General features: G+C 42.2%; 11 protein-coding genes. 6 read left to right on the forward strand and 5 right to left on the reverse strand.

Translation table 11 applies throughout. The features are described from left to right. Positions 1 to 76: 76 nt before the first annotated feature. The gene (locus ACFGVS_RS10255) at positions 77 to 2,428 is read right to left on the reverse strand and encodes a GH92 family glycosyl hydrolase (RefSeq protein ID WP_439698535.1); all 2,352 of its coding nucleotides are present in this window, start codon (positions 2,426 to 2,428) and stop codon (positions 77 to 79) included. A 721-nt stretch (positions 2,429 to 3,149) separates the two neighbouring features. Here ACFGVS_RS10255 and ACFGVS_RS10260 point away from each other — a divergent pair. The 6 genes from ACFGVS_RS10260 (at position 3,150) to ACFGVS_RS10285 (ending at position 19,679) form a co-directional block, all read left to right on the forward strand. After that, the gene (locus ACFGVS_RS10260) at positions 3,150 to 7,337 is read left to right on the forward strand and encodes a hybrid sensor histidine kinase/response regulator transcription factor (RefSeq protein WP_439698536.1); all 4,188 of its coding nucleotides are present in this window, start codon (positions 3,150 to 3,152) and stop codon (positions 7,335 to 7,337) included. Positions 7,338 to 7,836: 499 nt separating this feature from the next. After that, a complete protein-coding gene (locus tag ACFGVS_RS10265) occupies positions 7,837 to 11,142 on the forward strand; it encodes a SusC/RagA family TonB-linked outer membrane protein (RefSeq protein ID WP_439698537.1) in 3,306 nt (1,101 codons plus the stop codon). A gap of 10 nt (positions 11,143 to 11,152) precedes the next feature. Further along, a complete protein-coding gene (locus ACFGVS_RS10270; RefSeq protein WP_274212531.1) occupies positions 11,153 to 12,997 on the forward strand; it encodes a RagB/SusD family nutrient uptake outer membrane protein in 1,845 nt (614 codons plus the stop codon). A 102-nt stretch (positions 12,998 to 13,099) separates the two neighbouring features. Next, entirely contained in the window at positions 13,100 to 16,438 is a 3,339-nt protein-coding gene (locus tag ACFGVS_RS10275; protein ID WP_439698538.1) for a VCBS repeat-containing protein, read from the forward strand. Between the two features lie 4 nt (positions 16,439 to 16,442). Further along, complete coding sequence (locus ACFGVS_RS10280) at positions 16,443 to 17,780, forward strand: vanadium-dependent haloperoxidase (RefSeq protein WP_439698539.1); 1,338 nt, start codon at positions 16,443 to 16,445, stop codon at positions 17,778 to 17,780. A 75-nt stretch (positions 17,781 to 17,855) separates the two neighbouring features. Continuing rightward, on the forward strand, positions 17,856 to 19,679 hold the full coding sequence (locus ACFGVS_RS10285) for a glycoside hydrolase family 35 protein (protein WP_439698540.1): 1,824 nt from the start codon (positions 17,856 to 17,858) through the stop codon (positions 19,677 to 19,679). Between the two features lie 50 nt (positions 19,680 to 19,729). Here ACFGVS_RS10285 and ACFGVS_RS10290 read toward each other — a convergent pair whose 3' ends face one another. The 4 genes from ACFGVS_RS10290 to ACFGVS_RS10305 form a co-directional block, all read right to left on the reverse strand. Continuing rightward, complete coding sequence (locus tag ACFGVS_RS10290; RefSeq protein ID WP_439698541.1) at positions 19,730 to 20,422, reverse strand: fasciclin domain-containing protein; 693 nt, start codon at positions 20,420 to 20,422, stop codon at positions 19,730 to 19,732. Positions 20,423 to 20,447: 25 nt separating this feature from the next. After that, the gene (locus ACFGVS_RS10295) at positions 20,448 to 21,896 is read right to left on the reverse strand and encodes a RagB/SusD family nutrient uptake outer membrane protein (RefSeq protein ID WP_439698542.1); all 1,449 of its coding nucleotides are present in this window, start codon (positions 21,894 to 21,896) and stop codon (positions 20,448 to 20,450) included. A gap of 11 nt (positions 21,897 to 21,907) precedes the next feature. Continuing rightward, on the reverse strand, positions 21,908 to 25,255 hold the full coding sequence (locus ACFGVS_RS10300) for a TonB-dependent receptor (RefSeq protein ID WP_439698543.1): 3,348 nt from the start codon (positions 25,253 to 25,255) through the stop codon (positions 21,908 to 21,910). A gap of 223 nt (positions 25,256 to 25,478) precedes the next feature. Beyond that, positions 25,479 to 26,552 (reverse strand): FecR family protein, encoded by a 1,074-nt coding sequence (locus tag ACFGVS_RS10305; RefSeq protein ID WP_439698544.1) that lies wholly within the window; start codon positions 26,550 to 26,552, stop codon positions 25,479 to 25,481. Positions 26,553 to 26,577: the final 25 nt, after the last annotated feature.

The raw sequence follows: 26,577 nt of genomic DNA on the forward strand, positions 1-26,577 counted from the left end.
ATTTATTATTGGTTTCTATAAATCGATTTAGCATATCTTCACAATTCAACCACTCTTTATTAAAACATATTCTATATTAAATTCCCCAGTTTTTATTTGGCTTGCTGCCCATGGTAAGTTCCAGTGTACCGCCCGCGGCTATGTCTCTAAAGTCGAGGTAACACTTGTTGTAAGCCCTGCCATTTAACTTTGCGCTTTGGATATAAACATTGGCCGCCGAATTTTTGAGCGCCATAATGGTAAATGTTTTGCCTTTTGCATATTTCGGGTCGAGCCTTAAAACTACTTTATTAAATACGGGGCTGGTAATTTCCTGCCGGGTATCGCCGGGGCAAACCGGGTGAATGCCACTGGCAGCCAGCACATACCAGGCTGACATCTGGCCCACATCTTCGTTCCCAACCAGGCCTTCAACCGAATTGTGGTAGGCGCGGCGGCAAATCTCCCGTGTCCATTTCTGGGTAAGCCATGGTGCGCCCAGCCGATTATACAAAAACGGCACGTGGTGTACCGGTTCATTAGCGTGATTGTAATAATCGTTCCACATCATGTTATCAGGCGCTTTTTCAAAAAAGTTGTTCAGGTCGGCGATGGTTTTGGCGTTGCCACCCATCATTTGGGCCATGCCCTTTACATCCTGTGGTACAAACCAGCCTTGTTGATAGGGATTGCTTTCAATAGTACCGTACCATTGTTTGGTGCGTGCCGAATCGGGCCAGGCTTTCCAGTTGCCGTTATCATCTTTGGGCCTGTACCAGCCTTTTTCGGTGTCGAAAACGTTTTTGTAAGCTTGCCCCCTTTGGGTGTATTTTGTGGCATCGGCAGTTTTTCCCAACCATTTAGCCAGTTGGCCTGCACACCAGTCGGTATAGGCGTATTCTAAAGTTAAGGATAAGCTCAAATCGCCGCCCGTAAAACCTTTATCGCCATTGCCAAATTTTTCAACAGAGCCCACCGCAAGGCGATAAGCCTCGGGCACGTTATAGTTACGGATGCCTTTGGCGTAAGCATCGGCAATTACCGATACAGCCGGGTTACCAATCATACAACCGCTGTAAGCGTTCATGATCTCCCAGCGTTCCAGGTAATCCATTTTCTTTTCCTGCGCTAATGTTACCAGCGAATTGATCTCATCGTTTACCAGGCCCGGGTTTATGATGGTTTGCAGGGGCATCTGGCTGCGGAACACATCCCACCCGCTAAAAATAGTCCGCTTGTTAAAATTAACCGCATGATGTGCCTTGCCATCGCCGCCCGGATATCTGCCATCTACGTCGCTTATAATCCGGGGATCTATCATGGTATGATACAAGGCTGTGTAAAAAACAGTTTTTTGCTCAGGTGTGCCGCCCTGCACGCTTACTTTTGATAAAGCCTTGTTCCAAAGTGCAACAGCGTTTTGGTGTACAGCATCAAAATTCCAGTCTTTTATTTCGGTATTTAAATTGTTCTTCGCTCCGGCAATGCTGATAAAAGAGATACCTGTTTTAAGTAATACCTGCTCATTGGCCCTGGTTGCAAATTGCGTGTAAAAACCCAGGTGTTTGCCTTGTTTTTCTGTTGCGCCTTTTAATATTTCGGCTTCGGCAACCTTATCTAAATATTTTTTCCCGGTTACATCATCCAGCTTACGGGTCCAGTCATCGGGGATATTGGCACTCCAAACACCAAAATCCTTCAACGGCATGCTAAATTGGGCATAAAAATAAACGGTGTAATCGGCATGGCCGTCGCCATTTCCCCAGCCGCCGCCATCCGGCGTGCATTTCATCCAGCCTTCAATAGTATGGTCATTAACAACTTTTACGTGTTGCAGCGTTGAAGTGCCCCCTACCCTACGCGCCAAATCAACCTGGATCCGCGAATCGCTGCCTTCCGGAAAGGTAAAACGCAGCATCCCGCTATGAGGGGCAGCCGTCATTTCGGCCTTAATGTTATGATCGGTCAACAAAGCACTGTAATATCCGGCCGATGCTTTCTCACTTTTTTTATCGTATAGCGAGCGATAGCCTTTCATGGAGCCATCCGGTTTACCGGCTATGGTGTACATTTTGCCTGCGGTAGGCATCACCAGGAAATTGCCCAGGTCGCCGTACCAGCCTATACCGCTCATTTGTGTCATGGCAAAGCCCTCAATACTGGTTTGCTCATAACTGTAACCCGGGCCGTTATCGCCGCCTGTGATGGTATTAGGGCTTACCTGCACCATGCCATACGGTGTAGTGGCGCCCGGAAAAGTTTTGCCCAGGCCATGATATGTACCTGCATCGGCAGTACTTGTACTGGCACCTATAAAGGGATTAACGTAACCGGCGGGGCTTTGGGCTTTTAATAACGTTACACTAATGGCAAGTGCTGCAGTTAGCAATACAGTGAAATATTTTTTACCCGGCAAAGCCGCAAACACGGCCCGTTTAGTTTTGCTCATCTTTTAATCCCCGAAAAATATATTTAAGAAGCGGTTATCCTTAATTGGTAATTATCGACCAAATTATCTAATAAAAACGATTTAGCAAAATTTTGTGAGATAATTTTTACAAAGTATTTTTATTACTACGAAATACATTGCGAAGCTGTACTTATGCCGGTCCGTAAAACAGATCAACCATAGCCGTTTATTTCATAGCGGGTTTATATCGGGGAATAAACTGTAAAACGATACTCGCACCTTCAAAAAAACCGGTAAGGGACAAATGTTATCAAAACAAATTTTGAATGCAGCTACATCACAAAATATTTAAAAAGCCCGTGGTGCCGGCAACCCTTCAAAAGCGCAAAAATATGATGTTGAGGCGCAGGAAATATTTCTTTGAAATTATTTGTATTTTTTTGCCTGTTTATGATAAAAAATCCTCTGTTAACCGCATTGGTCTACAGATAATTTGCATTTTTTTTCCACATAATTTAAATGCAGCCTGCAATACTTCCGTCAATTTGCCAGACAAATAGCAACAGGAACGGGCCGCAAAAAGAGCAACCAGCCGGTGTATGTTTTCAAATAAAAAATCGGGAATATACAAGCGAAAAAAAAACGCAGCAAACTAAATTTTATTGTTTTTGATATGTTATTTATTTTAAATAAACTACATTTGAATATGGCGGTTTTTTGAAAAACGGCTGTCCTTCACAAAACCTGTTATTAATACTTAATGAGAAAATTATTACTTACCCTGGTAGGCGTATCTGCCTTTTCCCTTTGTTTTTCTCAAGATTTATTTACCAAAAAAATAACGAAATACTCATTGAAAGATGGTCTTTCTTTTGGTATAATCAATGGCATAACCCAGGATAACAAAGGATTTATCTGGTTTGCTACCAGCGATGGCTTAAACCGGTTTGATGGTACAAATTTCAAGGTATTTAAGCTGGATCCCAATAATCCATATAGCCTGCCAAGTAATTATGTTCAAAGCATATTTAAAGATACGCAGGGGGATATTTGGATATCATCCAGAAGAGGGATTTATAAATTCGATACCAACAAGGAACGGTTTATAAAATTTGCCCCCCCGGGGGTTCCTCCAACCTATTTAAACAATGTAAACAGTATTTTTGAAAATAATAAAAGCCAATTGTGGTTTTCGTGTGGCGCGTCAGGGTTCTCTTCCTACAATATAAAAACTCATCAGTTTAAAAATTATACTAAAAAAGAACAGCCTGGTTTATTAGGCGATTTATCAGTTACTAATGTTGTTGAAGATACATACGGGCTATTATGGGTAGGAACAAGGGACGGCGGCCTTAATGTTTTTAATACGAGTAATGGAGTGGTTTCAAAAAACTTGAATAGCCAGTTCGCACTTAAACTTATTCCCCAGGGCCTCATTACTTCTATTTATGAAGATCATAATCATAACATTTGGATAGCAACCAGTAAAGGGCTGGTGCTTTATAACAGAAAGGAAAACAACTTTCGCGTTTTTTTAGGCTCAACTTATAAATTACGCAGCAACTATTTTTTTTCGCTTTTGGAGGATGAACATAAAAACCTGCTTGTTGGCTTGCTTGATGGAGGTTTGTATACTATAAATCTCGACAAAGCTGCAAAGTCATCGTATAAAGATATCTCGATTGATCCCGTAAGATCGGAAGACAATTACAGCATTACCGCCCGTACCATCGAAACCTTATTCCAGGATCGGGATAAAAATATCTGGGTTGGAACCTATGGGGATGGAATTTATTTATTGAGCAGCGTGCCGGAGAAATTTCAAAAGTTCCAGAGTGAGTTGAAAGATAACTATGGCAGCAGCTTTTTAAGATATTATGGTATGTGTATGGATGATGAAGGATACCTGTGGATGGGTACCGACGGCGACGGGATTTACAAGAAAAAACTCAGTGGCGAGGTTGTAAAATATTACAGGTCCGATTGGCAAAAAGGTTCATTAACCTGCAATAATATACTTTGCGCATATAAAGATCATTCCAATACATTATGGTTTGGTTCTTACTCGCACGGGTTATTCAGATACAATAAAAAAACGGATTCCTTTACCAATTTTTTTCATAAAACAAATGACCCCACAAGTATCTGTTTGAACGATATAAGGACGATTATTGATGATTCAAAAAATAATTTATGGATTGGCACCAATGGCGGAGGCTTAAGCTTATTGCCCGCCGGAAGTGACAAGTTTGTTAACTACAACCCACAAAATAGCGGCATTGGTTCAGATTATATCCGGGCACTTGCCGAAGATGGCAACGGCAACCTTTTTATTGGTACATCGGCATCCGGCCTTAAATATTATATAAAAAATCAAAATAAGTTTGTTAATTATTTTAGTGAAGCCGAAGCAGAAAAGTTTTTGCCCAGCCACTTTATATATGCTTTGTATTTAGATGAAAACAAAAACCTTTATATAGGTACCGAAGGAGATGGCCTCGTTGTGTATGATACACACAACAAAAAATTTAAAAGATATACTGAAAAAGGTGGATTGGCTGATAATACAGTAAACGCGATACAAAAAGATGAGGCCGGCAACATTTGGATAAGTACTAACAGAGGATTATCGCGTATTGACCTGCAAACAGGCAAGATTATTAATTACGATAGTTCCGAAGGGTTGCAGGCCGGGCAGTTTAACCCAGGTTCGTCAATGTACAGCAGTACTAAAAAATTTATGGTATTTGGCGGTACCGAGGGTTACAACGTATTTTATCCGACAGAGGTTAAGCAAAACTCATTTAAACCCAAAGTTTTGATTACAGGGCTCCAGCTGTTTGGCAAAGAGGTTGAAGTGGGTCAGAAAGACAGTATATTAAACGCTGGTATTAATGAATCAACCCAAATTACCTTAAAGCCCGACCAGCCGGTTTTTTCGATACAATATGTAGCATTAAATTATGCTTATGCCGAAAAAAGCGAATTTGCCTATAAATTGGTGGGATTAGAACAAAACTGGAATTATGTAAAAAATCAAAAATCGGTTACCTACCGCTATTTGCCCGCCGGCGATTATATATTTAAAGTTAAAGCAGCGAACCAGGATGGTATCTGGTTTGAAAATTATGCAACATTTAAAATAAAAATTCTGCCCCCGTGGTATCAAACATGGTGGGCATATATGAGCTCTTTGCTAATAATAGCAACATTGATTTATTACTATTTACGCTATCGCAGCAACGCGGCCCGGTTAAAGTATGAAGTAAAAATAGCCCAGATATCTGCCGAAAAAGAAAAAGAGCTTAACGAGCGAAAACTGTCGTTTTTTACCAATATTTCCCATGAGTTTCGGACACCGCTTACCCTAATTATCAACCCGGTTAAAGAATTATTATTTAACCCGGGAGCAAGAGAGACTGAAACAAACAACCTGAGTATCGTTTTTCGTAACGCACGCCGGCTTTTAAGTTTGGTTGATCAGTTATTGCTATTCAGAAAAGCGGAAAGCGAATCTGACAGCCTTAAAATTGTAAGGTTAAATATTGTAAACTTATGTAAAGAAGTTTTTTTATGCTTCAGCCACCAGGCCAAAAGTAAAAACATATTGTTTGACTTTGTTTCCGAGACAGACACGATAGAAGTATTTGCCGACAGGGAAAAAATCGAGATCGTTTTGTTTAATTTGATATCAAATTCATTAAAATTTACGCCGGATAATGGGATGGTAAATTGCTATATATCCCAAACAGAAACATTGGTGAATATAGAAATTAAAGATACAGGACGCGGAATTGCCGAGGATATAGGGGAAAAGTTATTTGATAAATTTTACCAGGTACAGGATGAGACGCCACTTAGTGGTGGATTTGGCATTGGCCTTTACCTTGTAAAAAAGTTTATCGAAAGCCACAAAGGGAACATCAGTTATACCAGTTTAAATGGAGCGGGCACCATATTTAAGGTTTGCTTGTTAAAAGGAAAAGAGCATTTAAGCCCGAACTTTATTTTTGAAGATGTTATAGAAACCTCTGTTTTTTTAGACGAGCTTATTGAGAGTTATGAGGAAGTTCCGGGGCTGAATAAAGATTCAGGTGCTGCCAAAAGTAAAAAAAGTGATCCATTTGATTTCGAATCAAAATCTATGCTTATTGTAGATGACAATGCACAGATGAGACAGTACCTGAAACAAATTTTCTCGTCAAAGTTCGAAATTTTTGAAGCGGCAGATGGTGCCGAAGGTTTAGATAAGGTATACCAGTTTTTGCCGGATATAGTTATCAGCGATGTTATGATGCAAGGGATAAGCGGTATTGAGTTATGCAGCAGGATTAAGGAGGACCCAATACTAAGCCATATCCCCGTTTTATTATTAACCGCAAGCTCATCTCCCGAAATAAAACTTAAAGGCATAGAAGGCGGCGCCGACGATTATATAAGCAAACCATTTGAGCGGGAATTACTTTTAGCCCGCGTTGAAGGTATTCTTAAAAGTAAGAACAGCCTTCAAAAATATTTTTATAATGAAATTACCTTAAAATCAAATGACCTTAAAGTTCCGCCGGATTATAAGGAGTTTTTGGCGGCCTGTATCAAAGTGGTTGAAGATAACTTAAGCGATAGTGATTTTTGCATCAAAACCCTGGCAGATGAGGTAGGAATGAGCCATTCTAACCTCTATAAAAGGATCAGGGCCATTTCCGGGCAATCTGCTAATGGGTTTATACGGTTTATTCGTTTAAGAAAAGCTGCCGAAATGTTCCTTAACACCGATTGTACCGTTTCTGAGGCTGCTTATAAGGTGGGCATAAACGACCCTAAATATTTCAGAGAGCAGTTTAGCAAACTATTCGGACTTAACCCTTCTGAATACATAAAAAAATTTCGCGTTCCATTTCATGCCAATATCACCAGGAATATTGTAAAGGTTAAAATCAACAAAAATTAATTTCTTAAAAAGTAGCGAAAATTTAAATATTAAGCATTTTTTTACCAATTACCCCCTCAAGTTGTATGAATTTACCTCTCTTGGGCGGTGTTTATTTTACCCATCTTAGTACTGCCAACTATAAATGTACTAACCACATTTAATTTTATTGAAATAACGGTCGATAAGTAGTGTTAACTTGAAAAACGCAGGTTTGACTACGATATTATTTTAGACACAAAAATGTTACAAAGGCTTATCCAATTAATAGCTTAATAAAGGATAGGCGGCCTGATAGTATCACATATTGCGCCGATAAGGATACCATCCGGGTTTGCTTTTTGTAATCCATTGCCGAATACAACCAATTAATTTATATAAAACCTAAATAAGCAATATGGAAGAAAAATAAGCACAGTCACCCACAACCCGGGGGAAAATAATCGGAACGATTTTACCCCCTCCAATTATCCCGCTTTTATAGCGTGCATTAAATATTAATTAACTTAAATAAGCTAATATGGAATACAATTTACATAAGACTGTAAACTTGTTAAGGGTCTTTAAAATTGCGCTAAGTCAAATATTAATAGCATTAATATTTGTTGGTTCGTCATTCGCCGGCGCCGCAAAAATCGAAAAAACAAATTTTACAAAAACAAACGAGGGGAAGATCAACGAAAACGCCCCGATAAAAGTTACAGGAACAGTAACTGATCAGTCTACCGGCGAAACACTGGTTGGCGTATCAATATTGATTAAAGGTTCAAATGTTGGCGCGGTTACTGATGTAAAAGGAAAATTTACTATTACAGCTCCTGAAAATGCAGTGTTGGTTGTATCATACATCGGCTATACCACATTAGAGGTGCCTGTAGGTGGCAAACCTGTACTAAATATCAAGCTACAGTCATCATCAAAAGGATTAAACGAGGTTGTTGTGGTTGGTTACGGTGTGCAAAAGAGGGTAACCGTTACCGGATCAGTTACAACCGTTAAGGGCGACGAATTGGTAAAATCGCCTGCTGTTAACCTTTCTAACTCTATAGCCGGACGCATGCCAGGCGTTGTTGCCACGAATGCAAGCGGCGAACCTGGTTACGATGGTTCAACCATCCTAATCCGTGGTAGAAACACCCTGGGCAATAACGCTCCGTTACTTGTTATAGACGGGGTTCCTGCGCCTGCCGGGCAAACCAGTATAGACCGTATAAACCCTGCCGATGTTGAAAGCATCTCGGTGTTAAAAGATGCATCTGCAGCTATTTACGGTGCAAGGGCGGCTAACGGTGTTATTTTGATTACTACCAAACACGGTAAAATTGGTAAACCAGACCTTTCTTATACTTATAACAAAGGATGGGCCCGGCCAACTACTGTACCTAAAATGGCCAATTCAACAGAATATGCCACCATGGTAAATGAAATAGACCTGTATGGTTTGCCTTCACAATACTGGGCTCCTGCCTCTGCTGCATTCAAAACAGCGGGGAAATTTACCAGGCCGGATAATGGGGCTACAACAACGGCTACCTTTCAGCCAGCCGATTTCCAAAAATTTGCTGATGGATCTGATCCATGGGGACACCCTAACACAGATTGGTTTAAAGCAACAATAAAAGACTGGTCGCCTCAAACACGCCAAACTGTTCAGTTATCAGGCGGTTCTGAAAACATTAAGTACCTTACCTCAATAGGGTACCAAAATCAGGATGGATACTATAAAAACTCGGCTACAGGGTATAAGCAATATGATTTCCGTTTAAATGTTGATGCCAAAGTTAATAAGTACATCAACACCTGGGTTGGCGTATCAGGCCGCCAGGAAAACCGCTTTTTCCCGGATGGAGGAGGTGCCAATGATATATTCAGGATGTTGATGCGTGGTTACCCCTACAGGCCGGCTTATTGGCCAAATGGCTTACCTGGCCCCGATATTGAAAACGGCCAGCAGCCGGTACTTATCACTACCAATAAAACAGGTTATGCTAAAGACACCAGGTATTTCGTACAAACTAACGGCAAAATAGAGATATTAGTTCCGGGCGTAGAAGGGTTAAAAATCACGGGAAATGTTGCTTTGGATAAATATATACAACAAACCAAAAACTGGCAAACGCCATGGTATGTGTACAGCTGGGATAATGTTACCAAAGATGCAAGCGGCACCCCTGTACTTACCAAAGTAGCCCGCGGGCCAGCCCAGGCGAATTTAAGCCAGGGATCTGACGACCAATTGAGCAGTTTGCTTGAGGGTATCATAAGCTATAACCACAGCTTCGGCAGCCATAACGTTGTATTGCTTGCCGGCGTAACCAAAGAAAAATCAAACGACAGCCAGTTCGCCGCCAACCGTAAATATTACAACTCTATTGCTATCGATCAATTAAGTTGGGGTGGCAACTCAGAGATAGGAAACTCCGGCAGCGCCTGGCAAAAAGCGCGATTAAATTATTTTGGCCGGGTTAATTACAACTATAAAGAAAAATACCTGGCTGAGTTTTTATGGCGGGTAGATGGTTCTTATATGTTTCCCGAGAATCACCGTTTTGGCTTTTTCCCTGGTATATCTGCCGGTTGGAGAATTTCGGAAGAGGATTTTTTTAAAAATAACATAAAATTCTTTCAAAATTTAAAATTGCGCGGGTCATGGGGACAGATGGGTAACGACAACGTTGTTAAACCTGGTACCAACATATTAGCAGAATACTCTTATCTGTCATTATACAACGTTGGCTCGTACATTGTAAACGGGGCACCGGTGCAAACATTGTCAGAGAACGTGGCGCCAAACCCCAATTTCACATGGGAAGTAGCCAATAACACTAACGTTGCGTTAGAAGGAACTGTATTAAACGGAAAATTAGATTTTACGTTGGAAGCATTTTTAAACAAACGTACGCAGATATTATGGGCGCCTACAGCTTCGGTACCTGCAACAGCGATACCAAGATGGTTGCTACCTCCTGTAAATTATGGAAAAGTAACTAATAAAGGATGGGAATTTCAATTGAATTACCATGACAGGGTTGGTGAGGTAAGCTATAATGTAGGTGTTAACGGCGGATATAACAAAAACAGGATCGATCAATGGGACGAGGCTCCCGGAGCACCCGCCTGGCAAAGATCTACCGGGCACCCTATCGGAGCTCAGCTTTACTACGTGTATGACGGCATATTTTCTACCCAGGCGCAAGTTGATGCCAATACAGTTGACTATAGCGCTGTTGGGGCCAGTACGCTTCGCCCGGGCGACATGAGGTATAAAGATTTGCATGGTAAAAAAGATGCCAATGGTAAGGATATTGGGCCAGATGGTAAAATTACCGGTGATGACCGTATTTGGAGCGATAAAAGCACCACGCCTACTTTCCAGGGTGGTTTTAATTTTGGGGTACAATATAAAAATTTCGACCTGACTGTTTTATTCCAGGGTGCAGCGGGTTCTCAGCTCTTCCTGCAAACAGAATCCGGAACTATTGGTAACTTCCTGCAATATAGCTATGATCATCGTTGGACAGTTGACAACCCAAGTACAAAAGACCCGCGTACGGTTGATAGAAATAACCAGTATTTTTCAAGCGGAAACACTTATTGGTTACTAAACATGAATTATATCAGGCTAAAAAATGCCGAATTGGGTTACACGCTTCCGGTGGCGCTAACTTCAAAAGTTGGTATAAGCAATTTGCGCATATATGTAAATGGTCTTAACCTGCTTACATTCTCTAAACAGAAAATATTTGACCCTGAAGCGACCAGTTCGTCGGGTCAGTATTATATACAGGGAAAAGTTATGAATATGGGTGTAAGCGTAAAATTTTAATTTGAACGATATGAAAACATTTATAAGAAATATTTCAACAATCGCGATACTGTCGGGAGTGCTGCTTGCGTCGTGTAAAAAGGAATTTTTGAGTACGCAACCCATGAACCAGGCATCGGCAGAACTCACCTGGGCCGATCCAAACCTTTCTGAGGCCTTTGTGACGGAGCTATACAACGGCCTGCATGATGCCGGGCTGAACCAAGAGAATATGGATTGTATTACCGATAATGCGCTCTATAATTTTGGAAAGCAGAATATAATGGAAGGGAATATAAGCCCGGATAATTTAGGCTGGGTGAACAATACCTATGAATGGAACGAAATGTATGCCAGGATAAGGTCGGCTAACCTTGCTTTAGAGCAACTTGCCAAATCTAAGCTTGACAAAACGCTTGTAGACAGGCTTACCGGCGAGGCGCACTTTATGCGCGCGTATTTTTACAATCAAATGCTGCGCTATTATGGCGGCGTTCCGCTTGTAAAAACCACTTATACACTTAATACTCCTGATTTTACTATTGCCAGGAATACTTACGCAGAATGCGTTGATTTTATAGTAAGCGAACTGGATGCAGCGAGCACGTTGCTGCAAGGCAAAGATTTAGGAAAAGGCCGAGCCACAAGTGATGCTGCTTTGGCGTTAAAAGCGCGGGTGCTAATGTATGCAGCCAGTGATTTGCATGACCCCGTAAAATTAAAAACCATAAGCACCCTAACCGGTTATGCGCACCCCGAATATTTGGGCTACACAACCAGCGACCACGATGCCCGCTGGAAAAAAGCTCAGGATGCCGCATTGGTTATATTGGCTAAATCCGGCACATACGGTTATGCACTTAATTTAAGTGCACCTGCTACTGCCGCCGATGGATTTACAAATTATCAAAATTCTTATTTATCAAGAAATGGGGGCGAAAAAGAGATCTTGTTTGCCCGCTATTTCAGCAATAGCAAGGATGAATGGGGTGCATGGTACGGCAGGAACAATTGTACTAACGGATACCATGGCTGGACATCAAGCGAGCCTACTCAAAACATGGTAGATGATTATGAAATGATGGACGGCTCAAAATTCGATTGGAGCAAACCTGCACAAGCGGCAGCCCCATATACAGATAGGGACCCACGCTTTTATGCATCTGTCTTATATGATGGCGCGCCCTGGAAACCACGTACACCTGATGGCGCGGGGATAGACCCTTATAATGAAATACAAATGGGTACCTATCAAACCGGCAGTTCGGGCAGTCCTGTAGCTTATTTTGGTTTGGATACCAGGAATGGGCCTATCGAAAACTGGAACGGTACCCGTACAGGTTATGCCATCAGGAAGTTTATGGACCCTAACCCGGCCATTGTAGATCAGAACACCCGGTCGGAAGTGCCATCGCCCTTAATCAGGTACACCGAAATTGCGTTCAACTATGTAGAAGCATGTATTGAACTTGGCCAGGAGACCGAGGCCCGAAACTGGCTTAATAAAATCCGTTTCCGTTCGGGCATGCCGGCAATTACAGATGCAGGCGCCGCGCTTAAAGAGCGGTACCGCAACGAACGCAATGTAGAAATGATGTTTGAAGAACAACGTTTTTATGATGCGCGCCGCTGGATGATTGCGCCAACAACGCTGGGCAATAAAGTAAGGATCATGAAAATTACGGCGACTTTAAAGGCAGGTAAATCAGTAAGTGTTTACAGGCATAGTACCGATAATTACAACTACACCTACACAGTACAGGAACTTGACCCCGGAGTTGAAAACCGTACATGGAAGGATAGAGTTTACTTTATGCCTATTAGCAGGGACGAGATTAACAAAAACAATAAGTTAGTTCAAAACCCTGGGTATTAATTAAAGGGAAATAAAATTCTTATATATTTATCCTAAAGAATGCCGGCGGTAAAATACCGGCATTCTTTTAAAGTTTTAACCTATAAATTTAAACGGCCCTTGGTGAACACTTACATTAAATTATTTCCACAGTTGCTTTTAACCGGCATCATTGCATTAACAAGTTGCGGGCATTCAGCCGAAGTTAAGGGTACCGATGGAAACAACGGCACTCCCCTATTTACTTTACTCGCCCCGGAACAAACCCACGTAGATTTCAGCAATACTTTAACCGAAGGACTGAATACCAACGTGTTGATGTATGAATACTTTTATAACGGCGGCGGTGTTGCAACCGGCGATTTAAACGGCGATGGTTTATTGGATATATATTTTACCGGCAACATGACCGATAATAAATTGTACCTGAACAAAGGAAACATGCAGTTTACGGATATTACCACCGCTGCAGATGTAGCAGGCCGCCCCGGCCCCTGGAAAACAGGAGTTACAATGGCCGATGTAAATGGTGATGGTAAGCTGGATATTTACGTTTGTTACTCAGGAAACTTAAGGCCCGAAAAACGCCAGAACCAACTATTTATCAATGGCGGGAACGACAAAGATGGCGTTCCGCATTTTACAGAACAGGCACAACAATATGGATTAGCAGATGCCGGATACAGCACACAAGCTGTATTTTTTGACTACGACAGGGATGGCGACCTGGATATGTTTTTATTAAACCACAGCCCTATTCAGCTGCCTGTTTTAGATGAGGTAAATACAGCGGCTATCTTAAAGAAATTAAATTCGCCTAATGGCGTGCGACTATACAAAAACGACAATAACGTTTTTAAAAATGTAACAGAACAAGCCGGAATAAGCAGTTCTGATTTAACCTACGGCCTGGGAGCGGCAATAGCCGACATTAATGGTGACGGATGGCCGGACATTTATATATCAAATGATTATACCATACCCGATTTTATGTACATCAACAACGGCGATGGTACCTTCACCAATAAATTGCAATCTTCACTGGGGCATACCTCACAGTTTTCTATGGGGAATAATGTTTCCGACATAAATAATGATGCCTTACCGGATATTTTTACGCTTGATATGCTTCCTGAAGATAATCACAGGCAAAAGCTATTATTTGCACCTGATAATTACGAAAAATTCGGCTTAACGCTTCGTACGGGGTTCTATTACCAATATATGCGCAATATGCTGCAAATAAACAATGGGAATGGTACTTTCAGCGAGATAGGGCAACTATCAGGCATCTCCAATACCGACTGGAGCTGGGCTCCCCTATTTGCCGATTATGACAATGACGGCTGGAAAGACCTGTTTGTAACCAACGGCTACACCCGCGATTTTACCAACATGGATTTTGTAAAATATATGGGCGATTTTTTGAAGGATAAAAGATTAATGCGTAAGGATATATACAACCTGGTACAACAAATGCCATCATCGCAGGTAAAAAGTTACCTTTTTAAAAACAATGGCAATTTAACGTTTACCAACACCAGCGCCTCATGGGGCATTACACAATCATCAAACAGCAACGGCGCAGCCTATGCCGACCTGGATAACGATGGTGACCTGGACCTGGTGACCAATAACATTAACCAGCCTGCATTCATCTATCAAAACGAATCAGATAAACAAGCAAATAACCATTACCTGCAACTCAAACTAAATGGTGCGGGTAAAAACACCGAGGGTGTAGGGGCAAAAGTTACCATTTATACAAAAAACAAAAAACAGTACCTGGAACAGATGCCAAGCCGCGGCTTTCAATCCAGCGTATCGCCTATATTGCATTTCGGATTAGGTAACGATAGTGAAGTTGATTCGTTGCGCATAGTATGGCAGCAGGGCAAAGAGCAGGTGATAAAAAACATCAAAGCAAATCAACAGTTAACGCTGGATGAAAAAAATGCTGTTAACACTTCTTTGTTACCCAGGGCCGTAAAGCCTATTTTCGCAGAGGTGGCCTCACCAGTAAATAACAAACAGGAAAAAAATGCGCTTAATGATTTTAAAAGGCAGCCACTAATGGTAAACCCGTTATCATTCACAAGTCCGTGTATGATAAAAGGCGATGTAAACGCCGATGGCCTGGAGGATGTGTATGTAGGTGGCGGTAATGGAAAACCAGGCACCATATATTTACAAGAAGCAGGTGGTAAACTCGCCGTAAAATCACAGCCTGCTTTTGACGCCGATAAAAAAAGCACCGATGCGGATGCCGTATTTTTTGATGCCAATGCCGATGGCAAACCAGATTTATACGTGGCCTCCGGAGGTTATGATAATTATACAGCTGATGATCCTTTGTTACAGGACAGGCTTTATTTAAATGATGGAAAAGGTAATTTCACCCGGGCAGCAAAAGATGCATTACCCGCAATGCGAAGTAGTAAAAGCTGTGTGAGAGTAGCTGATATTAATGCCGATGGACACCCCGACCTATTTGTAGGCGGCAGGGTGATACCCGGCAGATATCCGGAAACTCCACAAAGCTACATCCTGATAAATGATGGCAAAGGACACTTTACCGACCAAACCGTAAAATACAACCCAGGCCTGCAACATATAGGTATGGTAACCGATGCTGCGTGGGTAGATATGAATGGAGATAAAAAACCCGATTTGGTTTTAGTTGGCGAATGGATGCCTGTAACCGTAATGATCAATGAAAACGGAAAGCTGGTAAATAACACAAAGGCTTATTTTGACAAGCCCAATAGCGGCTGGTGGAACAAAATATTAGTAGAAGATTTTAACCACGACGGGCACCCCGACCTGGTTGTTGGCAACCAGGGGTTAAATACCCAATGCAAAGCCAGCGATAATGAGCCGGCAGAAATGTATTATAAGGATTTTGACGATAACGGCGCAGTTGATCCTATCTTTTGCTTTTACATTCAGCATAACAGCTATCCATATGTTTCAAGGGATGAGCTTTTAGAGCAGATCAGTATGATGCGCCCGCGTTTTCCTGATTATAAGAGTTATGCCGATGCTACGCTTACAGATATATTTACCCCGGTAGAATTAAAAGACGTAGGACATTTACAAGCCAATAACCTGGCTACTACCTGCTTTTTAAGTGATGGCAAAGGTAAATTACATTCATCCCCGTTACCTTTACAGGTTCAGTATTCACCCGTTTTTACAATAACCGGTCTCGATTATAATCATGACGGCAACCAGGATTTACTTTTATGCGGCAACATTAACAGGGCCAGGCTTCGTTTAGGCAAATACGACGCCAATTATGGCATGCTGTTAAAAGGCGATGGGAAGGGACATTTTGAATATATTCCTCAACTTCAATCTGGGTTTAAATTATGGGGCGACGTAAGAAGCGTTATAGAAATTAATCAAACATTATTATTCGGGATCAATCAACAGGGAGTAAAAGCCTATAAAGGATTTTAATTTTATGAAAAGGAAGGCATTTTTAACAACTATCCTGTTTACAACGGCTATTTTATATAACAGCTGTAATAAAAAGCAGGCTCAGCCGGCATTAACAAGCGCCGATATTACCAAGGTAATTGATCATATGACGGTTATTATGATCCATGATGTAACCAACCCTCCTTTAGCCGCTCGTTTCTTTTCATATACCTGTCTTGCGGGATATGAAGTTATTTCGGAAAACGACAAAAGTGTTAGGAGCATGTATGGCGTTTTAAACGAATACCCCGTTGTTAAAAAACCGGCTTATGCCAAAGGATATGCCTACCAGTTAAGTGCATTAATAGCCATGATGGAAACTGCCGGAAAGCTGCAGCCATCAGGTAGCTTATTAATAAAATATGAGCAGAGTTTTTTGGATTCGTGTAAAAAGATAGGTTTTACCGACGAGGTTATCGACAGCTCAAAACATTACGCGCAGGCTATCAGTAAGCAGATACTGGCTTATGTTAAAAAAGACAAATACAACAGGATTAGTAATTATACAAGGTACACCCCGCTTGGAAAAGAGGGCACCTGGGACCCTACCCCACCGGCTTATATGGCCCCTGTTGAGCCTTATTTTAACACTATTCGTCCGCTCACGCTTGATTCGGCCTCTCAGTTTCTGCCCGCCCCCCCTATACCTTTTTCGACCGATAAAAATAGCGCCTTTTATAAATTCATGATGATGAATTATAAAGCAAGCGCCGAAGGATTAACACCCGAGCAACGCACTATAGCAGGCTTTTGGGATTGCAATCCATTTGCTGTTCAGGATAACGGGCACATGCTGATAGGGTTAAAAAAGATTTCGCCAGGCGCACACTGGATGGGGATTACCGGTATAGCCTGCAGACAAACAAAAACCGGTTTTTCAAAAGCGCTGGAGATTCATACCATGGTGGCCATTGGATTGCTGGATGGTTTTATATGTTGCTGGGACGATAAATACCGCACCAACAGGGTGCGCCCTGAAACTGCAATACGTAAATATATTGATGTTAACTGGAAGCCGCTGCTGCAAACACCGCCCTTCCCTGAGTACATCAGCGGCCACTCGGTTATATCGTCGGCATCAGCAGTAATACTTAGCCATTACTTCGGCAACAATTTCCATTATACCGATAATGTGGAACAAAAATATGGCCTTGCCCCCCGCAGTTTCAATTCATTTACACAGGCCGCTACCGAAGCAGGTATGTCCCGTTTTTGGGGTGGCATTCACTTTAAAGATGCAATTGATAATGGCATAATACAAGGAGTTAAAGTTGGCCAATGGGTATTGGCCAAGTATGAAAACCCGTCGATACATCATTAAATAAAATAATTTTTGCCTGCAATCTATTCTGTCCCAATCTAATGCTAACCCAACTCACACTTTAATAATGCCCATATGAAACTTAAATACCTTGCACTATCTATACTGTTCCTTTTAAATGTCATTAACACAATTGCTCAAACCCATACCTTTGCGTTAGGTGACGATGCCTTTTTATTGGATGGCAAACCTTTCCAGATGATATCGGGCGAGATGCATTACCCCCGGGTACCGCGCGAGGCCTGGCGCTCGCGTATGAAAATGGCCAAAGCGATGGGACTAAATACTATAGGAACTTACGTGTTTTGGAACCTGCACGAACCGCAAAAAGGAAAATTCGACTTCACAGGAAATAACGATGTAGCAGCATTTGTGCGCATAGCCCGGGAAGAAGGACTATGGGTAATACTGCGCCCAAGCCCCTATGTATGTGCCGAATGGGAATTTGGCGGTTATCCTTACTGGCTGCAAAACGAAAAAGGGTTAGAAGTACGCAGTAAAGAGCCCCGGTACCTTAAAGAATATGAAAGCTATATTAAAGAGATAGGCAAACAACTGGCCCCGCTGCAAATAAACCACGGTGGTAACATATTAATGGTACAGATAGAAAACGAGTACGGTTCCTACGGCAGCGACAAGGAATACCTTGCTATCAACCAAAAGTTCTTTAAAGAGGCCGGTTTCGATGGCTTGCTGTACACCTGCGATCCGGCGCCCGATTTGGTAAAAGGCCACTTGCCTGGCCTGCTCCCGGCCGTTAACGGGCTGGATGACCCCGCTAAGGTGAAAAAAATCATCAACGACAACCATGATGGTAAAGGCCCATACTATATTGCCGAATGGTACCCGGCCTGGTTTGATTGGTGGGGCACCAAACATCATACCGTACCAGCCGAACATTATGCAGGTCACCTTGATTCTGTGTTGGCAGCAGGTATATCTATCAATATGTATATGTTTCATGGCGGTACAACACGCGGATTCATGAACGGCGCCAATTATAAAGACGGAACTCCTTACGAGCCGCAAATCAGCAGCTATGATTATGATGCCCCATTGGATGAGGCAGGTAATGCCACCTCAAAGTTCATGAAATTCAGGGAGGTAATACAAAAACACTTGCCTGCCAGCGTGAAGCTGCCTGCTGTTCCGGCAGCTAAACCGGCTGTAGCTATACCGGCAATTAAGTTTGTACATTCGTTAAGCCTGTTGAATGCCTTGCCTGCCCCCAAAGCAAACATCACCCCGCTTACTTTTGAAGACCTGCGTCAGGACTATGGCTTTGTATTATACCGTAGCACAATCACAGGCGGTAAAACCGGTGTACTTAAGCTTAAAGAATTAAGAGACTATGCGGTAGTGATGATTAATGGCAAAACCGTTGGCACGCTTGATCGCCGGCAGAACCAGGATAGCTTAACCCTTACTTTGCCAGCCGGGAAAGCAAAATTGGATATTTTGGTTGAAAACCTCGGCCGAATCAACTTCGGCAAGTACCTGTTACAAAATAAAAAGGGCATTACCCAACAGATTCTTTTTGCCGGCAACAAAGTGCTGCATTGGAAAATGTATTCGTTACCCTTCAATAATTTAAACACGGTTAAGTTTGGTACAGCTAAGCATAATTCCAGTTCGCCATCAATTAAAAAGGGAAGCTTTAACCTCGGCAAGGTTGCAGATACCTACCTTGACCTGAGCCACTGGGGCAAAGGCGTGGTTTGGGTGAACGGGCACAACCTGGGGCGATACTGGAATATCGGCCCGCAGCAAACGCTATACCTGCCAGCAGAATGGCTAAAAAAAGGGCATAACGATATTGTTATCCTGGAACTATTGAAACCGGAACAAAATCAAATATCCGGATTAAGTAAACCTGTGTTAGATCAATTGCAACTTTAAATAACCTACCGCGGCAAAAAAATGCCGCGGTAGGAGTTAAAGTTCAGGTATTATTTAGTTTGATAGAAAAGTACCCTATCAATTACCTGTATGGCGCCGTTTACAGGCAAAATATTGCTTGTTCGTACACTTACATAGCCTACAGAATTTGAGAAATCATTTAACCGCATGGTAAAATTCTGGTCATCGTTAACACGTAATGTCATCACCGAGGTAGGGTTTAACGGATCGTAATTTAACGGCTCAAGTGTGGTAGCAACCACGTTACCAGGCGATAAGTTATTAAATGAATACGCCCCTTGTACAATTAAATACAACAGGTAATTTTTAACCTGCTCTTTGGGGTAATCGCTCCACTTTTTACCCGGAACACCATTTACCAGGTATTTCCCCCAGTAACAATCGGCTGTAATTGTGGGCACTTTATTTACCAGGGTGGTTCTGTAAATGGCATCGTTATGCAATAGGATAAATGTACAGTTTGTTTTAATGTACAGGTTTGTATCTATCCCCGAATATTCAATAGCCTGCCGCATCAGTTTAAAAATGGTGTCCTTACCGGCAAAATTGTAGCTGCGGTCCTTAATGTATTGCCAGGTGGTTTTATCAATATGCGGATCGAGCACATAAGGGTGATAATCGGCATTTTCCTGCAACTTTAATCCGGCCACATTACAGCCCGCCATGCTTATTAATAAGCCTGCAAAAACTAACCATATGGATGCTTGTTTTATCTTTTTCATTTGATATTGTTTTAAAATGCCATGATTAATAAGGTGGATTCTGAGTTAGCTTAGTATTAGCGTTTAATACGTTTTGATTGATTGGCCACAATACCTTTCTCGGATCGCCAAAACCGGTAGAAGGGAATCCCTTGGCCAACTGTCTGTTCCTGATTACCGGGTCCATAGTGCTGATGATGATGTCGTTTCTCTGCAAATCAAACCAGCGCTTCGCCTCGCAGAAAAATTCCAACTGCCTTTCGCGCAGGATACCGTTGGCATTTACCGGGCTGCCGTAAAGCATGGCATCAGCACTGGCAAAATCGCTTGCCTGGTACGCAGGCAGGCCTGCCCGGGTATGCACTTTATTCAGATAAACCAACGCGTTGGCCAGGTCGCCTGTTCGGTTCAAAGCTTCGGCCCGTAAAAGGTAAATATCGGCCAGCCGGTATAATGGAAAATACAAATTTGCCTGCGGCGAGTTTGGATAAATCTGGTTACCGTTCTTATCCAGGCTTGGTGCATAATACTTTAATATTTTATCATGATTACTCACCTTAAAATCAACACTCTGAGGGCCCCTGATATCGGCAGTTGTTGTAGTATAATAGGTCCACAATCCCGGGTCAACAGCAAAATCACTGTTGGTATCACCGGCTCCAATCTCCTGCGATGTTTTGTTACCTCCATCAACGGTAAAATCCCAGTTTAAACTCCAGATGTTCTCTTTAGTATTTGTTGGCGCGATAAAATTATTTTTCCAGTTGGCAGTAGCTTCCAGGCTATAACGGTTTAATTTAAACAGGTTATCGCACCACAATAAGGCGTTGGTATAATCACGATTATACATATAAACATCCATTAACATGGCCGCAATACCCCCGGAATTCAAATTCCACACTACAGCAGCTGTGTGGTCAGACAGGTCATAGGCTTTAAGCAGATCGGGTAGGATAACGTTTTTTACAATATCAGCTGCCGGTGTTACACTTTTATACGGGTCGGTACTTAAATCTTCATATGGCTCTGTCCAAACTGGCACATTTCCCCAAAGCCGTATCAGCCAGAAATAACAGTAGGCCCTTATTCCCAGGGCCTGCGCCTGTAAATCCTTTGACAAAACAGGATCGATACCATCAATCGCAGGAATATATTTTATGGCAAAATTAGCCCGGCTTATAGCAGCATATATCAGCGTCCAGTCGGCACCGGTGGTAGTGGGCGTTAATACGTTTAGTGCCAGGGGCAGGCCATCATTATAGGTAGGATGAAAAGTAAGATTATCGCTCCGGCCATCACCCCAATAAATATACTGGGTGTTAAACATATCCTGAATGCCATCATAAATCCCGGCTATACCGGCCTTGGCATCATCGGCTGTTTTCCAGAATTTACTGCTGGCCAACTGACTTTTAGGGGGCTGATCCAACAGCTTTTGGCAGCTAAAAAACGCAATAGAAAGCATCAAAAAAGTAATGTGTAATATTTTTTTCATGATTAAATTCATTAAAAATTAACGTTTATTCCAAAACCATATTCGCGCCTCCGCGGGTACCGGCCACTGTCATTCCCGGGCGTTAATGCCGAACTTGAAGAAAACTCAGGGTCGTACCAGGAATAATTTGTCCAGGTGAGCAGGTTTGCTCCATACACATACGCCCCAATATTTTTGAGTTTAATGCGCGAAGCTATATTTGCAGGCAGGTTATAGGTAAACTTTGCATAGCTGAGCCTTATAAACGACGTATTCTCCAGGAACCTGGTTTGCGTGCCCGGGAAATTCGCGGTTGAATTTTTACGGCCCATATAAGGTATATTGGTAATATCCCCCTGGTTTTTCCACGAATTATAAGTGGTATTATTATCGGCAACAATGCCCGATGTTGCCAGGTTATCTAAAGTTTGCCTTGGGCTGTTATAAGCCTCTCCGCCCCAGGTGGTGTTAAGCGTAAACGACAAGCTAAATTGTTTGTAAGTAAACGTATTGATGATAGCACCGTAAAACGATGGCTGGGCATTACCAATGATCTGCCTGTCGTTAGCATCAATCACGCTATCCTTTTTAACGTTGTCAAATATCATATCGCCCCCCAGCAATAAAGCTCCGCCAGCGTACATATGGTGCACTGTACCCGTATAAGTATTACCGTTCAGCTCATAGCCCGTGGCAGTTTTACCATCGGCAGATACGCCAACCGGTGTTAACCTATTCCAATCACCGTCATAAGCGTTTGAGGCATCATACCTGTAAACGCCCAGGCCCTTGTAGCCATAAAAATCGCCGATTTTGCCGCCCTCCTGAACCAGGTAGGTAGCGCCTCCTGCCGTGGCCAAAAATGGTTGATGATTGTAAAGGCTCCTGATTTTGTTGCGCTCGATAGATAAACTCGCGTTAATATTCCAGATAAAGTTTTTGGCAGCAACCGGTGTTGCGTTTACAGAAAACTCCCAGCCTTTATTTGCAATATCGCCAACGTTTACATATACGTTGGTAAAACCCGTCTCCACGGGAATATTACGTTGATAAAGCAAATTTTTAGTTACCTTTTGATAATAATCAGCTGTTATATTGAGCCGGGAATTGAAGAATTGCAGATCTAAACCTATGTTTTTCTGAATGTTACTCTCCCATTTTAATTGCGTATTGCCAAATTGGTTGCTTAAAACAACGCCATTAATAGCGTTATAAAAAGAAGACCCGAAGGTATAAATCAACAGGTTTGAGTTGGCCGGAATACGATCATTACCCACCTGCCCATAGCTCACTCTCAGCTTAGCATCGCCCAGGACTTTTTTAGACCAACTCATGAACGATTCGTCGGAGAAGCGCCAGGCAGCAGATGAGCCATAAAAATTACCAAACTGGTTGGATGAACCAAATTTTGACGATCCATCCCGGCGATAAACTGCGCTGATGATGTACCGGCTTTTGTAGTTGTAACCTGCACGGGCGTAAAATGATTCGCGGCTGGTTGATCCGGCGTCGGTTCCCGTATTGGTCAAATCTACAGTACCGGCAACGTTTGAGGTATATATAGTTTCGTTTGCATAATTTGTACCCGCTATTTTAAAGCTGTTATTCTGCGTTTTTTCGGCACTTATACCTGCTACGGCAGATATGGAATGGTTTTGGCCAAATGTTTTATTGTAATTTAAAAATCCCTGGTATGCCCAGTTGGTGTTAACGGCAAAACTCTCCCTCCCCGAATTAACCAACGGGTTGGCACTGCTTAATAATTTAGGATCAAAGAAGGTATTATGGGGCGTTGATAAACCAAAATCGAAGTTATTGGTTAAGCGCAGGTCCTTGGTGATGCTATAATCAACCTGGTTAAACAAATCGCCGGTATATGTATTGGTTACATTAACCTCCAGCAATGCAACTGACAACTGGTTACGCCGCCCGCTAATATAGCCGGTTAAGGTACCATCGGGATAATACAAAGCTAAATTCGATGGTCGCTGAAATGCCTGGTTAATGGTATTACCCTCGTTAATGTTATTGTTGGTATTGTAACCAAAAGATAAACGGTTGCTATATTTAAACTTAGGCGATACCTGGTAATCTAAATTAAAACGGGCCTGCAACGTTTTTGAATAGCTGTTAACTATCAGCCCCTGATCATTAATGTACCTTATGCTTGAGTAATATTGTACGCTTTTTTCGCCGCCGCTCACGCCAAAATCAAGAATATCTTTTTTGGCCAGCTGCGTAATTACACTCTGATTATCGTTATCTGAGTTAAAAACCACATTTAATGAGTCGTTTGTGGTGGTTGGTTTATCGGGGCTATTACCGTTGTACAAATTTCTTTCAACACGCAGGTCTTTTGAGTTTGGCTGCTCCAGCTTATGGGCCATTACGCCAAAAATGCGGGCATACTGGGCGTTAATAAGCGGCTTACCCGGCTGCCCACGCTTGGTTGTAATTAATATGACACCATTGGCTGCCTGCGAACCATAAATAGCGGCGGATGCAGCGTCTTTTAGCACCTCAATTGATTGGATGTCATTGGGGTTTACGTTATCGGCACTTTGGCTTAAAATACCGTCAATAACAAACAAGGGCGAGTTACCTGCACTTGAAAAAGTAGATCCGCCGCGTATTTGAATAGAGCCTGTTGCGCCAGGCTCGCCCGAGTCATTTACTACCAATACGCCCGATGCCTGTGATTGTAAAGCATCGATAAGGTTTATTGGATGGCGTTCTTCTATCTGTTTGGCAGTTACGGTTGATATTGCCCCGGTTAAATCGCGTTTTACCACCGATTGACCGTACCCGGTTACCACTACCTCGTTTAAATCGGTAGACGATTCCTTTAGTGTAACATTGATAGTTTTACGATCTCCGACCGCTACTTCTGTAGATATAAAGCCGATAAATGAGAACGTTAACACAGCATCGTTATCCGGCGCGTTGATGGTAAATTTTCCGTCTAAATCGGTAACAACACCCGTTTGCGCCCCCTTTACCCTTACACTTACGCCAGGCAACGGGCCTCCTTTATCGTCGGTTACACGCCCGGTAATATACCGGGGCGGCGGCTGTAAGGTTTTATCAAAAATTATAACCAGGTTGTTATTGCCCAGCTTATATTCTAAATCTGTTTTGGTTAGCAATACATCCATCGCCTCGCTTATCGAAGCATTTTTAAGGATGATGTTGCCAATATTCTTTTCATTCAGGGCATCGTCGTTGTAAACAAAACGATAACTGCTTTTTTTTTCAATTTCGGTAATCGCCTTTTTTACCGAAACATCATGAAGATTAACGTTAATTTTATCCTGGGCGTAGCCTTTTGCAAAAACCTGAAATGCAGATATAATTATCAGGATTAAGGTACACTTTGTCATGAGTAATATTTTTAATAGGCATTGCAACCGCACATTACTTATGCGGCAAGCATTTTTTTTCATAATTTAGTATTTAGGTTACTTTAATTATTGGTTTAAGAAGACTCGTAGTTGCGGTACCAATTATTGCGGGGAATGCGACAACATTCTCCGCTTTTTTGGTTTAATAGTTTTAAGGTTCAAATTTTATCATAGGCATATTTTTAGGTATTAACATTATTGGTTAGTAAATAATCACCTTTTTGTACTCAATCAAAAAGTTAAAATTGCTGGTTGCTCTTAGTGCCTCCAACGCTGTACTTAGCGACTCCGTGGTGAATTTCCCGCTAAACTTTTTCTCCTTTAACCCATCATTTTTAAATGAAATGGAAACGCCATACCATCTTTCCATTTTTTTTGCCACTTCATCAAAATACTCGTTATCAAATACCAGTTTATTTTCCAGCCATTGCGCTTCTGACGGCAACGAGTCGGTTTTTGCGGTGCGCAAAGTGCTCAAGGTAATCAGGGCTTCGTCTTTATTGTTATGATTGTGTTTGGGATTAAGGATTGTCAATTTCTCGGCGGGTTTTAATATAATCCGTTGTTTTGGCCCCGTAGTGGTAATCAATTCTATTCTCCCCCGTATCAGTGATGTTTCAGAAACATTGTCGTTTGCATACGACCGGACATTAAAAGCAGTGCCCAGCACTTTTATACGCATAGAAGCCGTATTTACAATAAATGGATGTTCGGCATCTTTCACAACATCAAAGAAAGCCTCGCCGGTCAGGCGTATTTCCCTGTTGCCGTTACCATAATTTGTTTTGTAAAAAATTTCGCTCCCTGCGTTAAGCCAAACCTTAGTGCCATCGGGCAATACAATCTTGCTAATGTTTCTTCCAGCTGCTACAACTTGATAGGTTTTAACATTATAGTTACCTGAATAATTTTTCCAATAAAAAAAAGACAATAGGGCAAACACCAGGCAAGCCGCTGCAACGAGTGCCTGAATAACCCTACGCTTTGTATTTTTAATCCGGGGGACAGCCTCGTTAGCAGGGCTTTGAAATGTATCGGAATCTGTGTTACCGGTTTCGAGTCGGCTCTCGAGTTTATCCCATTTTTGCTGAAGTTTATGCGGAATAAAACGGGGTGGCTTATTGGGATTTTGCCGCCACATGGCCTCTAATATTTGTATGGAATAAACATCGGCCCAGGGCTGCATGAGCAAATGATGCAGTTGACGAAGCTCTTCGGGAGTAGCCTCGTTATTAAGTTTTTTGCCAACAAGTGTCCAAATAGTGTCCTGATCCATTTTTTTGCTTCAGAAACAAGGACAG

Origin of the sequence: Mucilaginibacter sediminis (assembly GCF_051903035.1) — a bacterium.
Classification (GTDB): domain Bacteria; phylum Bacteroidota; class Bacteroidia; order Sphingobacteriales; family Sphingobacteriaceae; genus Mucilaginibacter.

Coding starts and splice junctions, on each gene's coding strand:
- ACFGVS_RS10255 (WP_439698535.1), bottom strand. CDS start 2,428: ATGAGCAAAACTAAACGGGCCGTGTTTGCGGCTTTGCCGGGTAAAAAA.
- ACFGVS_RS10260 (WP_439698536.1), top strand. CDS start 3,150: ATGAGAAAATTATTACTTACCCTGGTAGGCGTATCTGCCTTTTCCCTT.
- ACFGVS_RS10265 (WP_439698537.1), top strand. CDS start 7,837: ATGGAATACAATTTACATAAGACTGTAAACTTGTTAAGGGTCTTTAAA.
- ACFGVS_RS10270 (WP_274212531.1), top strand. CDS start 11,153: ATGAAAACATTTATAAGAAATATTTCAACAATCGCGATACTGTCGGGA.
- ACFGVS_RS10280 (WP_439698539.1), top strand. CDS start 16,443: ATGAAAAGGAAGGCATTTTTAACAACTATCCTGTTTACAACGGCTATT.
- ACFGVS_RS10285 (WP_439698540.1), top strand. CDS start 17,856: ATGAAACTTAAATACCTTGCACTATCTATACTGTTCCTTTTAAATGTC.
- ACFGVS_RS10290 (WP_439698541.1), bottom strand. CDS start 20,422: ATGAAAAAGATAAAACAAGCATCCATATGGTTAGTTTTTGCAGGCTTA.
- ACFGVS_RS10295 (WP_439698542.1), bottom strand. CDS start 21,896: ATGAAAAAAATATTACACATTACTTTTTTGATGCTTTCTATTGCGTTT.
- ACFGVS_RS10300 (WP_439698543.1), bottom strand. CDS start 25,255: ATGACAAAGTGTACCTTAATCCTGATAATTATATCTGCATTTCAGGTT.
- ACFGVS_RS10305 (WP_439698544.1), bottom strand. CDS start 26,552: ATGGATCAGGACACTATTTGGACACTTGTTGGCAAAAAACTTAATAAC.